The organism is Janthinobacterium sp. PSPC3-1, assembly GCF_049896105.1.
GTDB lineage: Bacteria > Pseudomonadota > Gammaproteobacteria > Burkholderiales > Burkholderiaceae_D > Janthinobacterium.
Map to the genome: position 1 here is coordinate 251,701 of NZ_JAFCTQ010000002.1, position 14,030 is coordinate 265,730.

The 14,030-nt window shown below is 63.5% G+C and carries 10 protein-coding genes; 2 read left to right on the plus strand and 8 right to left on the minus strand.

Annotation, left to right across the window (positions count from 1 at the left end; translation table 11 throughout):
- Positions 1-76: 76 nt before the first annotated feature.
- The 5 genes from ACP7B7_RS03345 to ACP7B7_RS03365 all read right to left on the minus strand — a co-directional run bounded on the left by ACP7B7_RS03345 (position 77) and on the right by ACP7B7_RS03365 (position 6,688).
- The gene (locus ACP7B7_RS03345) at positions 77-1,024 is read right to left on the minus strand and encodes a Tim44 domain-containing protein (protein ID WP_426075740.1); all 948 of its coding nucleotides are present in this window, start codon (positions 1,022-1,024) and stop codon (positions 77-79) included.
- A 27-nt stretch (positions 1,025-1,051) separates the two neighbouring features.
- Complete coding sequence (ubiE, locus tag ACP7B7_RS03350; protein WP_034778407.1) at positions 1,052-1,786, minus strand: bifunctional demethylmenaquinone methyltransferase/2-methoxy-6-polyprenyl-1,4-benzoquinol methylase UbiE; 735 nt, start codon at positions 1,784-1,786, stop codon at positions 1,052-1,054.
- A 94-nt stretch (positions 1,787-1,880) separates the two neighbouring features.
- On the minus strand, positions 1,881-3,107 hold the full coding sequence (locus ACP7B7_RS03355) for an alpha/beta hydrolase family protein (RefSeq protein ID WP_426075741.1): 1,227 nt from the start codon (positions 3,105-3,107) through the stop codon (positions 1,881-1,883).
- Positions 3,100-4,404, minus strand: coding sequence for an LLM class flavin-dependent oxidoreductase (locus ACP7B7_RS03360; RefSeq protein WP_426075742.1), 1,305 nt, complete (start codon positions 4,402-4,404; stop codon positions 3,100-3,102). The genes ACP7B7_RS03355 and ACP7B7_RS03360 overlap by 8 nt, the downstream gene beginning before the upstream one ends.
- 1 nt (position 4,405) lies before the next feature.
- The gene (locus ACP7B7_RS03365; protein ID WP_426075743.1) at positions 4,406-6,688 is read right to left on the minus strand and encodes a TonB-dependent receptor; all 2,283 of its coding nucleotides are present in this window, start codon (positions 6,686-6,688) and stop codon (positions 4,406-4,408) included.
- 191 nt (positions 6,689-6,879) lie between these two features.
- Between ACP7B7_RS03365 and ACP7B7_RS03370 the strand changes: the two genes are divergently transcribed.
- Together ACP7B7_RS03370 and ACP7B7_RS03375 are read left to right on the plus strand one after the other, a co-directional pair.
- Entirely contained in the window at positions 6,880-7,935 is a 1,056-nt protein-coding gene (locus ACP7B7_RS03370; protein ID WP_426075744.1) for a LacI family DNA-binding transcriptional regulator, read from the plus strand.
- A 20-nt stretch (positions 7,936-7,955) separates the two neighbouring features.
- Positions 7,956-8,897, plus strand: a complete 942-nt coding sequence (locus ACP7B7_RS03375) for an aliphatic sulfonate ABC transporter substrate-binding protein (RefSeq protein WP_426075745.1) — start codon at positions 7,956-7,958, stop codon at positions 8,895-8,897.
- Here the strand turns inward: ACP7B7_RS03375 and ACP7B7_RS03380 are convergent, their stop codons facing one another.
- From ACP7B7_RS03380 to ACP7B7_RS03390, 3 genes are read right to left on the minus strand one after another with little or no spacing between them, the layout of a single operon-like run.
- Complete coding sequence (locus ACP7B7_RS03380) at positions 8,898-9,344, minus strand: gamma-butyrobetaine hydroxylase-like domain-containing protein (protein WP_426075746.1); 447 nt, start codon at positions 9,342-9,344, stop codon at positions 8,898-8,900.
- A 25-nt stretch (positions 9,345-9,369) separates the two neighbouring features.
- A complete protein-coding gene (locus ACP7B7_RS03385) occupies positions 9,370-9,819 on the minus strand; it encodes an HIT family protein (RefSeq protein ID WP_426075747.1) in 450 nt (149 codons plus the stop codon).
- Positions 9,819-13,859, minus strand: coding sequence for a DUF3683 domain-containing protein (locus ACP7B7_RS03390; RefSeq protein ID WP_308923606.1), 4,041 nt, complete (start codon positions 13,857-13,859; stop codon positions 9,819-9,821). The genes ACP7B7_RS03385 and ACP7B7_RS03390 overlap by 1 nt, the downstream gene beginning before the upstream one ends.
- Positions 13,860-14,030 lie beyond the last annotated feature (171 nt).

A 14,030-nucleotide genomic window follows, 5' to 3' on the forward strand; every position in this document is an offset into this window, starting at 1 on the left:
TCTTAACATTTCAGCAGGCCAATTCCGTCAAGCATCACGCATGGCGGCTGGACTTAAGCCCAACTTCAGCAAGTTTTTACACTTGCTGGATACCTGCCAGTACCCAGCCGGTGCTGCCACTGACCGGTTTCGACATATTCCACACTTCCGAGAACGGCTCGGCGGCGGCACCTGGCGCCGAACGGATCTGGCCGATGAACTTCACGCTGGCCAGGTAATCGTTGACGCTGGTCTCGATGCCCAGCAACTCGGCGTCGATGGTGACCACGTCGGTGAAGTCCGCTTGCGCGCCACGCTCCTGGATCTGCATGCGCAGCTCTGCATACACTTCCGGCGTGGTGAATTCGCGGATATCGTTGACGTCGGCCTTGTCCCAGGCGGCCTGCAGGCGAATGAAGTTGCTTTTCGCATGGCGCAGGAAAGCGGCCTGGTCAAAATCGGCCGGCACGCCCCATTGTGCGGGCGCGACCGGCGCAGCAGGCTTGTCCAGGCCGACGCCGGACGACACCGGTTGCAGCGGCGGCAGCGGTGGAATGCGCGAACCGATCTCCGGCACATTGCCGGCCGGCGCAGGCGTATTGCCACCAAAACCGGCAAACGGTGCCGGATTGCCATTGTTCTCACGCTTGCCGCGCACCATGCGGTAGATGAAGTAAGCGGCGCCAGCCAGCAGGGCCACCATCAGCAAGGTGCTGATCATGCTGGCCAGGGCGCCGCCCAGGCCGAAATGCGACAGCAGCGCGCCCAGGCCCAGGCCCAGCAAGGCGCCGCCCAGCAAACCCTTCCAGCGGCTAGGCGGTTTGGCGGCAGCGGCCGGCGCCGGCGCGGCAGGTGCCGGTTGGGCCTGGCGCTGTGCGGCCGCTGGCGCGGGGGCCGGCGCCGGTGCGGGCGCCTGGCGGCTCACGTTCTGCGACTGGCGTCCCATGGAACGGCCACCGCCCATGGGACGGGCCAGCGCCTCGCCCAGCATGGATACGGTGGTAGCGGCCAGCATCATGCCGACCATAAATTTTTTCAGTTTCATTTCATCTCCTAATTACCAACAAACAACTTACATCTTGATGCCGGTATGCAAAGCGGCTATGCCTGCCGTCAAATTGTAGTACTGCACGCGCTCGAGGCCCGCCGTTTCCATCATCGTCTTCAGGGTTTCCTGGTCCGGATGCATGCGGATCGATTCGGCCAGGTAGCGGTAGCTTTCCGCGTCGCCGGCAATCTTCTGCCCGAACCATGGCAGCACCGAGAACGAATACAGGTCATACGGCTTTTGCAGCGGCGCCGCCACTTTCGAAAATTCCAGCACCAGCAGCTTGCCGCCCGGTTTCAGCACGCGGCGCATTTCCGCCAGCGCCACATCCTTGTGCGTCATGTTGCGCAGGCCGAAGGCCACGCTGACGCGGTCAAAATAGTTATCGGGGAACGGCAGTTTTTCCGCGTCACACAACATGGTGGGGGTCAACAGGCCGCGATTCAAGAGGCGGTCGCGGCCCACGCGCAACATCGACTCGTTGATATCGGTCAGCCAGACTTCCCCGGTCGGGCCCGCCTGCTTGGCAAACGCCTTGGACAGGTCGCCCGTGCCGCCGGCGATATCGAGCACCTTGAAGCCGGGGCGCACGCCCGCGTTGGCAATCGTAAACGTCTTCCACAAGCGATGCAGGCCGCCCGACATCAGGTCGTTCATCACGTCATATTTGGCAGCGACGGAGTGAAACACCTTGGCGACTTCGCGCACTTTATCGTCTTCTGCAACTGTTTTGTATCCGAAATGCGTCGTATTGGTCATGGTAGGCAGCCCTGTTGATTTGGCTGCATTATACAAGCGGCCAGCCCTTTACCGTACACACGCACCAGGCTGGCGTCAAGAGAAAGGCGTTTGCCTAATCGGCCTTTTCTACCGCGGCAGGCCAGTGGCGCCAGGTAATACCTGGGCCGATGCGCGCCGGAGCAAGCTCCGACTCGGGCGCCAGATGGCGGCCCATGTCGCGCTGGCGCAAGGTTTGCTCCAGAAAGGCCGTCACCACATGCTGGTTGATATTGTTGATGCGCGCGCTGTCCCAGGCGCTTTCCGCATACGCGGAAAAATCCTCGCGGTTGGCATACGCTGCCGGTGGCGGCGGATTGGGGGCGATATTGTGGCGCGCGTTCTGGTAAGCCAGCAGGTAGCGCGGCGCGTTGACAGCCTCCCGCGCCAGGCGCAGCACGCCGTCGTCAAAGCCGGCGATCGTGTCCTGCTCGCCGGCGATAAACAGCAGCGGCACCCGCAGGCCGGCCAGGGACGCACTGCTCCACAGCTGGCGCGCGCCGCCCCAGGGGGCGAATGCCACCACGGCGTGGATGCGCGGATCGGGCGCGCGCGCCACAAAGGCGGTGGTGTCCGCCACGCCCAGCGGCTTGAGGGCGGCCAGATCCACGCTGGCGCCGGCCGCCACCAGCGCGCCATAGCCGCCCATGGAATAGCCGAGCAGCGCGGTGTGATCGGCATCGACGGCGCCGGCCAGGAAGTGGCCGCTGCCCGCCTGGCTCCAGCCGGCCACCGTGTCGAGGACAACACCGTCGTCGAGCGGGCGATTCAGCAAGGTGCTGGCAAAGCCGGCCCGGTCGGCGCGCGTCGACTCCAGGTGATCGATGGCCACCACCACATAGCCTTTCGAGGCCAGGTTTTCGGTCAGGTAGCTCATCTGCAAGCGCGAGCCGGGATAGCCGTGCGAGACGATCAGCAGGGGAAACGCGCCCTTGACCGCGGCGGCGCCACGCGCGGCCCGTCCCGCAAACGTAAACGGCGTATTGGGCCGGGCCGGATTATTGGCGCCCGCGCCCAGCACATCGGTGTAGACGACGGCTTCGCGCTCGCCGGCGGCCAGCTGCGCCGGATACCAGACTTCCAGCGTCAATGCGCGGTCATAACGTGGCGCCGGATTGCTGCTGCTCGCACGCAGGATATCGAGCTGGCCGCGGTGCACGATCTGTTCGGTGCGCACGCCGACCTTGTAGGCACCGCGCGCGGCCAGCGCGGGCGCATCGGGCCGTGCGTCGCCGATCACCCAGTCGGCGGCGGCCGGCATGGATGCCGCCAGCAGCGCCAGGGACAAGACCAGCTTACGCATGCGCCCGCCCCGGCTTGGCCAAGCCCAGATGACCACGCAAGGTACTGCCCGCATATGCGGTGCGGAACAGGCCGCGCCGCTGCAGTTCCGGCACCACGCCTTGCAGGAAGTCGTCCAGACCTCCCGGCAGATGCGGCGACATGAAATTGAAGCCGTCGGCCGCCTCTTGTTCGAACCATTGCTGCATCTGGTCGGCCACCGTCTGCGCGGTGCCGATCACCGTGAAGTGGCCGCGTCCGCCGGCGATCCGTTGATACAGCTGGCGGATGGTGAGGTTTTCGCCCTGCGCCAGGCTGGTCAGCAATTGCTGGCGGCTGCGCTGGCCATCGTTGGTCAGCGGCAGTTCGGGCAGCGGCCCGTCGATGTCGTAAGCGGACAAATCGAAATTGCCGATCATGCGGCCCAGCAGCGCCAGCCCCACCTCGGGCTGCACCAGTTCCTGCAACAGGGCGAATTTATCCTGCGCTTCCGCTTCGCTACTCCCCACCACGGCAAACAGGCCCGGCATGATTTTCAACGAGTCCGGATCGCGCCCGATGGCTGCCACGCGCTGCTTGAGGTCGCGGTAAAAGGCCTGCGCCGACGGCAGCGCCGGATGGGCCGTGAATACCACGTCGGCGGTGGCGGCGGCCAGCGCGCGGCCGGCCTCGGAACTGCCGGCCTGCACCACCACCGGGTGACCCTGGGCGCTGCGCGCCACATTGAGCGGCCCGGCCACCGAAAAATGTTCGCCATGATGATCGAGGCGGCGCACGCTGCCCGGCCGGTACAACTGCCCGTTGGCCTTGTCGTTGACGGCGGCGTCGTCATCCCAGCCATTCCACAGGCCCGTCACCACATCGTAGAATTCACGCGCCCGCCCATAGCGCTCGGCATGGCCCACGTGTTGCTCGCGGCCGAAGTTCTGCGCCTCGATGGCGTTGTCCGAGGTGACCAGGTTCCAGCCGGCGCGGCCCTGCGAAATCGTATCGAGCGAGGCGAACTTGCGCGCCACGTGATACGGCTCGTTGTAGGTGGTCGTCGCCGTGCCGATCAGGCCGATATGCTCGGTGACGGCGGCCAGCGCCGACAACAAGGTCAAGGGTTCCAGCGCCGGCACGCCGTTGGTCAGCGCCACGCTGTCGGCAAAAAAGACGGCGTCGAGGCACGCTTTTTCGGCGGCCAGCACCTGGCGCTTGAAGACCTGGAACACATTGCCTTCGAGGTCGGTATCGGGATGGCGCCAGGCCGCCACATGGTGGCCGTGGCGCATCAGGAAAGCGCCTATGCTGAGCTGGCGTTTGGGGGTAGCAGTCATCTTAAAACTCCTTGCGGGCGGTGATGCCGAAGTAACGGCTGTCGTCGCGCGGCACGCCGCGGGTCACGTAGCCGGTGGAGGCGACCAGGTTGGTCGCATACGATTTGTTGGCCAGGTTTTTGGCCACCAGCGCCACCCGCCAGCCGCCGTCCGTGGACGACAGGGTCACGCCCGCGTTGAGCAGGCCATACGCGCCCTGGATAGCGTCCGGCGACTGGAACAGGTCGTACTGCGTGCGGCTTTGATAGCTGTAGTCGGCCGACAGGTCCAGCAGCAGGCCGTTGTTGAGCGGGATGCCGTAATTGGCGCGCACAAAGCTTTTCCACTTCGGCGAAAACGGCAGGGTCTTGCCATTCAGGTTGCACGAGGCGGCAGCGGCGGCCGGGCAGTTGAACTGGTCGATCTGCGCGTCCGTATAAGCCAGCGCCGCGTTCAGGCTCAGCTGCTGCGTGGGGCGCGCCGTCACATCCAGTTCCAGGCCGCGCGTGGAGACCTCGCCCGCATTGATCAGGCGCGTGACGACGGCGCCGGCCACCGTGTCATAGAAATTGGCCTGGTAGTCCTTGTAGGCGGTGTGGAAAGCGGCCACGTTGACCGTCAGGCGGCGCTGCAGCCAGCTGGACTTCAGTCCCAGTTCGAACGCGTCCGAGGTTTCGGGTTTGAGCGCCAGCGTGTCGCGCGCCAGCATATTGAAAAACACATTGTAGGCCGGGCCCTTGTAGCCGCGCGAATAGGTGGCGTAGGTGTTGATGCCGGGCGCCAGGTCATACTGCAGCCCCACCCTGCCCGAGTAGCCGTCCCTGGTGACGGAACCATCGCTTTGCACGCCCGGCTGCACACCCGCAAAGGCGGTGGTTTGCGTGGAAGTGCGCGCATGGTCGTAGGCCAGTTCGTCGCGGTTCCAGCGCGCGCCCGCGATGCCGCGCAGGGCCGGCGTGAAGTTCAGCGTGGCTTCGCCAAACACGGCATAGCTGTCGTTCTTGACGCCATAGTCGGCGCGGCCGCTGTTGACCGTGTTGGTGGTGACTATGCGCTGGTAGACTTCGCGGTCCTTGCCGTGCAGGTAGAAGGCGCCGGCCACGTAGTCGACAAAACCATCCTTGGGCGAAGCCACCCGCAGCTCCTGCGAGACCTGCGAAAACGCCACCGTGCCGATATCGCGCGTGGCCGGATACGCCGCCGTGATGCGCGACGCTTCCGCGCTGTTGCCGATCGCCGAGGTGCTCGTGTACTGCGCATTGTCCCAGTCGCGCGCGGCGCTGATCGAAGTGAAGGTGTAGCCATTCACGCGCCAGTCCACCTGGGCGGAAACACCACGGTTGGTGTCGCGTATATCGCTGGGCAGGTCGACATTGACGCTGCGGTTGTCCGGCCGCGCAATGACGGGCGCGATCGCCTGCGAAAACGCGGCGCTGGTCGATTTATACGCCGTGAAACTGGGCGAGCCGGTGCCGCGCAGGTAGTCCGCAATCAAGGTGATATCGAGGTCCTCGCGCGGCGTGATATCGACACGGGCGCGCAGGCCCTTGCGCTCGTAGCCATTCACCTTGCCGCCACCGGCATGCACGTTATTGACGTTGCCGTCGTAGTCCGCATACAGGGCGTTCAATGACGCCGCGATCACGTTCGGCACCAGCGCGCCGGAGACGCCCGCGCGCACCCTTTTTTCATTGCCTTCGTAGTAGCCGCCGTCGACAAAACCGGCCAGCTGCTGGCCCGGCTTGCGGCTGACCACATTCAATACGCCCGACGACGCGTTCTTGCCGAACAGGGTGCCTTGCGGGCCGCGCAGCACTTCCACCCGGTCGATATCGAGCAGGTCCAGGGTGGCCTGGCCGGGGCGCGCCAGCACCACGCCGTCGATCACGGTGGAGACCGTCGGCTCGACGCCGGGCGAGGTGGAAATGGTGCCGATGCCGCGCACGAAAATGGTCGAGTCCTTGTTGCCGCCCTGCTGGCGGAAGGTGGCGCTGGGGATCTCCTGCACGATGGACTCGATGCTGTTGCGGTTGGCCTGTTCCAGCCGTTCGCCATCGATCACGGTAATGGCCAGCGGCACCGACTGCAGGCTGGCGTTGCGGCGCGTGGCGCTGACCGTCACGCTCGGCACTTCATTGCCCGCCTGGACCACGCCGATGGCGGCCGCTTCGGCAACGACCGCCGCGTCGCCCTGGTCCGCCACGTCGGCGGCATGCACGCCTCCGGCCAGCAACACGCTGGAGAGCAGCAGTCCCTGTTTCAATGCCGCCTGGCTGGCGGTGCGCTTGCTATGGTTCTGTTGCATGGTATTACCCCTGTAATGGTTTGCCGGGCTTATGCGAAAAACGCATCTGTGCGGTCATGAAATCAACTTTGTCCTGCCCGGCAACTCTGCTAGACTTTTTATGGTACCGGTACCGTTTGAAGTGTCTTTGATGGCCAGATTGAAGTCAAAGAATTAAAAAAACCTTGGATATGTCTTTTAGGAATAAGCGCATGGCGGATGAAAAACCAGCAGCAAGCACGCGCAAGCGGCGTGGCTCGGGCCGCGCCACCATCCACGACGTGGCGCGCCTGGCGCAAGTGGGTTCGATCACGGTGTCGCGCTACCTGAAGCAGCCGTCGCAGGTGTCGACCGAACTTGGGGCACGGATTGCGGCGGCCGTGACGCAGTTGCACTATGTGCCCAACCTGGTGGCGGGCGGCCTGGCCTCGACGCACAGCCGCATCGTCGGCATGGTGATCCCGAATATCTCGGGCCCCATCTTTGCCAATACCATCCAGAGCTTCAGCGATACCTTGAGCGCGCACGGCTACCAGCTGCTGCTGGCGTCGAGCTATTTTTCGCAAGAGCAGGAAGAAAGCGCCGTGCGCGCCTTTCTCGGATGGTCGCCGGCGGCGCTGGTGGTGACGGGCCCTTTCCACAGCAAGGCGACGGAAAAGATGCTGGCCGAAGCGCAGATCCCGGTGGTGGAAACCTGGGACTACCGGCCGCGCCGCAAACCGATACAGGTGGGTTTTTCGAATGTCGAGGTGGGCGTGCAGCAGGCGCGCTACCTGATCGACAAGGGCTATCGCCGCATCGCCTTTGTGCAGAACAGCCTGGCGGGCGACCTGAGCGCGCTGGACCGGCGCGACGGTTATGCGCAGGCGATGAGCGAGGCGGGCCTGAAACCGTGGACTTTTATCCCGACGGAAGCCGCCCCCTTCGACGCGGGCCGCCAGGCGATCGAGGCGCTGGCGCTGCGCAAGAAGCCGGCCGACGCCATCATCTTCGCCAACGATAACCTGGCCGCCGGGGCGCTGCTGGCCGGCCAGCGCGCCGGCATCGCCATGCCAGCGCAATGCGCGCTGATGGGCTTTGGCGACTATGCGATTTCGCCGCTATTGATGCCCAGCCTGACGACGATACGCCCGCCCGCGCGCGCAATCGGCGAAATCGCCGCGCTGCGCATCCTCGAAGCGCTGGGCGTGGTCAGCAGCGACAGCAAACACGCCAACGCGCGCCTGAACCGCCTGGCGTGCGAAGTCATCGCGCGCGAAAGCGCGTAACTCCCCTACCAAGGAACAGCATGAACATCATCAAAAAAACAGGAATGGCGCTGGCATTGTCGGCGGCGTTCGTGGCCCACGCGGCCGAGCCGATCAGCATCGGCTTCCAGAAAGGCAGTGGCCTCTTGGCCGTCTTGAAAGCCCAGGGCACGCTGGAAAAAACCCTGGGCGCGCAGCAGCGGCAGGTGCGCTGGATCGAATTCCCGGCCGGCCCGCAAATGCTCGAAGCGCTCAATACGGGCAGCATCGATTTCGGCAGCACGGGCGCGCCGCCGCCCATCTTCGGCCAGGCGGCCGGGGTCGACCTGCTGTACGTGGGCGCGGAACCGGCGCCGGTCTCCAGCGAAGCGATTTTCGTGGCGAAAGATTCGCCGCTGAAAAATGTGAAGGAACTGAAGGGAAAACGGGTGGCGTTCCAGAAGGGTTCCGGTTCGCACTTTTTGCTGGTGGTGGCGCTGCAGAAAGCAGGATTGACCATGCGCGATATCGTGCCGATCCATCTTGGCCCGGCCGAGGCGCGCGCCGCCTTTGTCAGCGGCAAGATCGACGCCTGGGTGGTATGGGACCCGTATTTCGCTTCGGCCCAGCAGGCGTATGCCGTACGCGTGCTGGCCGACTACCAGGGCCTGCCGCAAGCCAACGGTTTTTACCTGGCCTCGCGCAAGTTCGCGCAGCAGTCGCCACAGGTTTTGTCAAACATGCTGGACCAGGTCCGTGCCACCGGTCAGTGGGCCGCCAGCCACCCGAAAGACATCGCCGCCCTGATCGGCCCCTTGACAGGCTTGCCGCCCGAGATAGTCGCCACCTGGCAGGCCCGTACGCGCTATGGCGCCGTGCCCGTCACGGCCGACATCATCGCCAACCAGCAGCGCGTGGCCGACCTGTTTTACCAGCAAAAGTTGATCCCGAAACCGGTCAATGTTGCGGGGAGTGTATGGGTGTGGAAACCCACGGGAAAGTGATCAGTGCTTGTGGCCGCAGCTGGGGCCATGGACGTGACCGCCCGACGACTGCTTGATCGTCATATCCGCTTTCGCATCGCGCCCGCTGTCGCCCGGAAACCCGGCGGCCGTCAGATTGTCCAGGTATTGCTGCCACAGGGTCGCCTGCTCGGCGCCCAGCTTGTACAGATAGGTCCAGGTGTACAGGCCGGAATTGTGGCCGTCGCTGAAGGTGGGCTGGACGGCGTAGTTGCCGACCGGGTCCAGGCTGTTCAGGCCCACCAGGCGCTTGCCCAGCTGCAGGGTTTCCTGGCCCTTGCCATGGCCTTGCACTTCGGCCGAGGGCGAATACACGCGCAGGTATTCGAAGGGCAGCGAAAAAGCCGCGCCGTCGTCAAAAGTAATTTCCAGCACGCGCGACTGGTTGCGTACGGTAATGCCGGTAGGCTGGGGAGTAGTTGTGCTCATGGATAAACTCTTTATGCGGTCAAGGTCAAGCGGTCAAACGGTCGATAATGGCGGTGCGCAGCGCCGGCAACAGCGCGCGGCGCGTGGCCAGCACCTCGGGCGGCGTGGCGCGCTGGACCACGGCCCAGTTCGGGTTCGGAAAATGCGCGTCGTCCTGGTAACGGGGAATGATATGCCAGTGCACGTGCGGCGTCATGTTGCCGAAGCTGGCCACGTTGACCTTTTCCGGCTGCATCACTTCGCGCACGGCCAGCTCGACTTGCCACACCACTTCCATGACATAGTTGCGCTCGCCTGGCGTGAGATCCGTCATTTCCTTGACGTGCTGGTTCCAGATCACGCGGCAAAAGCCGGGATAGGCAGGGTCGTCGACAGCCACCACCGACAGGCGGTCGCTGCGCCACAGCAAGGCGTCAACGCCCTGCTGCTGCGCAAAGCCGTCCAGCAAGCCGCACAGATCGCAAGGCGTGGCCATTACACCAGCACCCGCTCGATACCGCCATCATTGGCGCGTTTCACATAGTCCGGCATCCAGTTCTCTCCCAGCAAGTGTTTGGCGATCTCGACGACGATATAGTCGGCGGTGGTGCCCGAATCGTCATTGTAGCGCGACAGGCCTTGCAGGCAGGACGGGCAGCTGGTGAGGATTTTCACGTCGCCCGTAAAACCGTCGCCGCGCAGCTTGTCGGCGCCCTTGACCATCTCTTCTTCCTTGCGGAAACGCACTTGCGTGGAAATGTCGGGGCGCGTGACGGCCAGCGAACCGGATTCGCCGCAGCAACGGTCGTTCTTCTCGATCTTCACGTTGTCCACCGTGCTGATCAGGGAGTTGATGGTCTTGCCCGATTCCTGCAGCTTCATCGGATTGTGGCAAGGCTCGTGGTACATATAGCGCGTGCCGTTCACGCCTTCCAGCTTGACCTGTTTTTCCAGCAGGTATTCATGGATATCCATGATGCGGCAGCCAGGGAAAATCTTCTCGAACTGGTAGGTGGCCAGCTGGTCATAACAGGTGCCGCACGACACCAGCACCGTCTTGATATCCAGATAGTTGAGCGTATTGGCCATGCGGTGGAACAGCACGCGGTTATCCGTCATCATCTTTTCGGCCTTGTCGAACTCGCCGGCGCCCCGTTGCGGATAACCGCAGCACAGGTAGCCAGGCGGCAAGACCGTCTGCACGCCCACTTCCCACAACATGGCTTGCGTGGCCAGGCCCACTTGCGAGAACAGGCGCTCCGAACCGCAACCGGGGAAGTAGAACACGGCTTCCGTATCGGCCGTGGTCGTCTTCGGATTGCGGATGATCGGAATGACTTTATCGTCTTCGATATCGAGCAGCGCGCGCGCGGTTTTCTTCGGCAGGTTGCCCGGCATTTTCTTGTTGATGAAGTGGATCACCTGCGCCTTGACGGGCGGCTTGCCGGTCGATGGCGGCGGCGCCTTGGTCTGTTTCTTGGCAAATTTCTTCAGCAAATCGTGGCCCAGGCGCTGCGCCTTGTAGCCCCAGCCGATCATGACCTGGCGCGTGGCGTTGATCGTCACCGGATCGGTGGCGTTCAGGAACAGCATGGTGGCCTTGGTGCCCGGATTAAAACTCTTCTTTTCCATCTTGCGCAGCAGGTTGCGCATATTCATCGACACGTCGCCGAAGTCGATATTCACCGGGCAAGGCGTAACGCACTTGTGGCACACGGTGCAATGGTCGGCCACGTCTTCGAACTCCTCCCAATGTTTGATGGAAATGCCGCGACGGGTCTGTTCCTCGTACAAAAACGCTTCGATCAGCGACGAGGTCGCCAGTATCTTGTCGCGCGGCGAGTACAGCAAGTTGGCGCGCGGCACGTGGGTCGAGCACACGGGTTTGCACTTGCCGCAGCGCAGGCAGTCCTTGACGCTGTCGGCAATCGCGCCGATATCGCTTTGCTGCATGATCAGGGACTCGTGCCCCATCAGGCCGAACGATGGCGTATAGGCATTGCGCAGGTCGGCGCCCATGCCCGGCAAATTGAGCAGTTTGCCCTTGTTGAACCGGCCTTCCGGATCGATGCGCAGCTTGTAGTCGCGGAAGTCGCCGATCTCTTCTTCCGTCAGGAATTCCAGCTTGGTAATGCCGATACCGTGCTCGCCGGAAATCACGCCGTTCAGCGAACGGGCCAGTATCATGATGCGGCCCACGGCTTCGTGGGCGTCCTGCAGCATTTCGTAGTTGTCCGAGTTGACCGGCAAGTTGGTGTGCACATTGCCGTCGCCGGCATGCATGTGCAGCGCCACGAAGACGCGCGAACGCAGGATGCGCGCGTGAATCGCGGTCGCTTCATCGAGGATCAGCTTGAAGGCGGCGCCGTTGAAGATCTGGCGCAGCTGGGCGCGGATTTCCTGTTTCCAGGTCACGCGCACGGTGCGATCCTGCACCACGTCGAACAGGGTGGCGCCAGGCTGGTTTTCCAGGCGCGCATCGAACACGGGCAGCAAGCGCTCCATGCCCAGTTCGGCCAACTCGTTTTTCACATCGGCCAGCGGACGGTCCAGCTGGGCCAGCAGATACGTCCAGCGGCTTGTGACCTGCGCCAGCAACTGCTGCGCCTGCTCGGCGCGGTCGCCCAGCATTTCGGCGTCGTCGACGCGGTCGTCCGAGGCGTCGTCGCTCTTGCCGATCGGCAGGTTGCCCTTGTCAAAGAACTCGGTCAGGGCCGCGGCCAGCTGCAGCTTGTTCCTGATCGACAGCTCGATATTGATGCGCTCAATGCCGTCCGTATATTCACCCATGCGGTTGAGCGGAATGACCACGTCTTCATTGATCTTGAAGGCATTGGTGTGCTTGGCGATCGCCGCCGTGCGGGCGCGGTCGAGCCAGAACTTCTTGCGCGCTTCGGGGCTGACGGCGATAAAACCTTCACCGACACGGGTATTGGCGATACGCACCACTTCCGAGGCCGCTTGCGCGACCGCATTTTCATCGTCGCCGACGATGTCGCCGAACAGCGCCATCTTCGGCAGCACGCCGCGCTTCGACTTGGTGGCGTAGCCGACCGCGCGCAGATAGCGCTCGTCCAGGTGCTCCAGGCCCGCCAGGCGGATGGTCGTGTATTGCTCGCCCTTGGCCGGCAAGCCGTCCAGGTAATCCTTGATTTCCACGATCGACGGAATCGCGTCGCGCGCCTGGCCGAAGAACTCCAGGCAGACGGTGCGGGCGAACTTCGGCATCTTGTGCAGGATCCAGCGCGCCGACGTGATCAGGCCATCGCAACCCTCTTTCTGGATGCCCGGCAAGCCGGCCAGGAATTTGTCGGTGACGTCCTTGCCCAGGCCTTCCTTGCGGAATTTGCGGCCAGGAATTTCCAGGATTTCCGTCTTGAACGGCGCGTTCGGCTTGGTCGCGTCGCGCGTGCTCGGGTGGCGCCATTCCAGCTGGAAGCGCGCCAGTGCGATATCGTGGATCTTGCCCAGGTTATGGTCCAGGCGCGTGACGTCGAGCCAGTCGCCATTCGGGTCGACCATGCGCCACGAGGCCAGGTTGTCCAGCGCCGTGCCCCACAGCACGGCCTTCTTGCCGCCCGCGTTCATGGCGACGTTGCCGCCGATACACGAGGCATGCGCCGAGGTGGGGTCGACGGCGAACACGAAACCGGCCTTCTCTGCCGCTTCCGAGACTTTATTGGTGATCACGCCGGCGCCCGAATAAATCGTCGCGTATTCGTGCGTGAGGCCCGGCAAGACCGTCATTTCGACGGCGCCCAGGTTGATCAGTTTTTCCGTGTTGATCACGGCCGACATCGGCGTCAGGGGAATCGCGCCGCCCGTGTAGCCGGTGCCGCCGCCGCGCGGGATAATGGTCAGCCCCAGCTCGATACAGCCTTTCACCAGGCCGGCCATTTCTTCTTCCGTATCGGGCGTCAGCACCACGAACGGGTATTCCACGCGCCAGTCGGTGGCGTCGGTCACGTGCGAGACGCGCGTCATGCCGTCGAAGCGCACATTGTGCTTTTCCGTGTAGCGGCCCAGCACCTTGACCGTGCGCTTGCGCAGGTCATAGGTCTTGCGGAATTCGTCGCCAAAATCGGCCACCGCCTTGCTGGCGGCTTTCAGCAACAGTTCGACATTGTGGCTGCGCGCCTGCGCCACTTCCGGCGACTCGCCACTGGCGGCAACGTCGCCGCCGGCCGCGTCGATGCTCAAGCGGCGCTTGTCGACTTCGGCCAGCCGGTGATGCAGGGCATCGATCAGGCCCTGGCGGCGCTTGGGGTTGTCGAGCAGGTCGTCCTGCAGGTAGGGATTGCGGCGCACCACCCAGATATCGCCGAGCACTTCATACAGCATGCGCGCCGAGCGGCCCGTCTGGCGCGCGCCGCGCAGCTCGTCGAGCAGGCGCCACGAGTCCTCTCCCAACAGGCGTATCACGATCTCGCGATCGGAAAACGACGTGTAGTTATACGGGATTTCGCGCAGGCGGCTGGCTGCGGGACCATTGGGCGTTTCTGCCAGTAAAGCTTGGATATGTGCGGGAGCGTTCATGGAATATGGTGACGATGTGGACTGGACCCTAAAGGGCCATTTTATCTTATTGCGCCGCACCATGCGGGAACAGCCTTAGGCCGCCTAAGGTTTAAGCAGCATGCCTGCAACAAAAGCAAATATGGCAAAGCCCGTTTTTGGATGAATAAAAGTTCTATCCGGTAGCACTTT

Coding starts and splice junctions, on each gene's coding strand:
- ACP7B7_RS03345 (WP_426075740.1), bottom strand. CDS start 1,024: ATGAAACTGAAAAAATTTATGGTCGGCATGATGCTGGCCGCTACCACC.
- ubiE (WP_034778407.1), bottom strand. CDS start 1,786: ATGACCAATACGACGCATTTCGGATACAAAACAGTTGCAGAAGACGAT.
- ACP7B7_RS03355 (WP_426075741.1), bottom strand. CDS start 3,107: ATGCGTAAGCTGGTCTTGTCCCTGGCGCTGCTGGCGGCATCCATGCCG.
- ACP7B7_RS03360 (WP_426075742.1), bottom strand. CDS start 4,404: ATGACTGCTACCCCCAAACGCCAGCTCAGCATAGGCGCTTTCCTGATG.
- ACP7B7_RS03365 (WP_426075743.1), bottom strand. CDS start 6,688: ATGCAACAGAACCATAGCAAGCGCACCGCCAGCCAGGCGGCATTGAAA.
- ACP7B7_RS03370 (WP_426075744.1), top strand. CDS start 6,880: ATGGCGGATGAAAAACCAGCAGCAAGCACGCGCAAGCGGCGTGGCTCG.
- ACP7B7_RS03375 (WP_426075745.1), top strand. CDS start 7,956: ATGAACATCATCAAAAAAACAGGAATGGCGCTGGCATTGTCGGCGGCG.
- ACP7B7_RS03380 (WP_426075746.1), bottom strand. CDS start 9,344: ATGAGCACAACTACTCCCCAGCCTACCGGCATTACCGTACGCAACCAG.
- ACP7B7_RS03385 (WP_426075747.1), bottom strand. CDS start 9,819: ATGGCCACGCCTTGCGATCTGTGCGGCTTGCTGGACGGCTTTGCGCAG.
- ACP7B7_RS03390 (WP_308923606.1), bottom strand. CDS start 13,859: ATGAACGCTCCCGCACATATCCAAGCTTTACTGGCAGAAACGCCCAAT.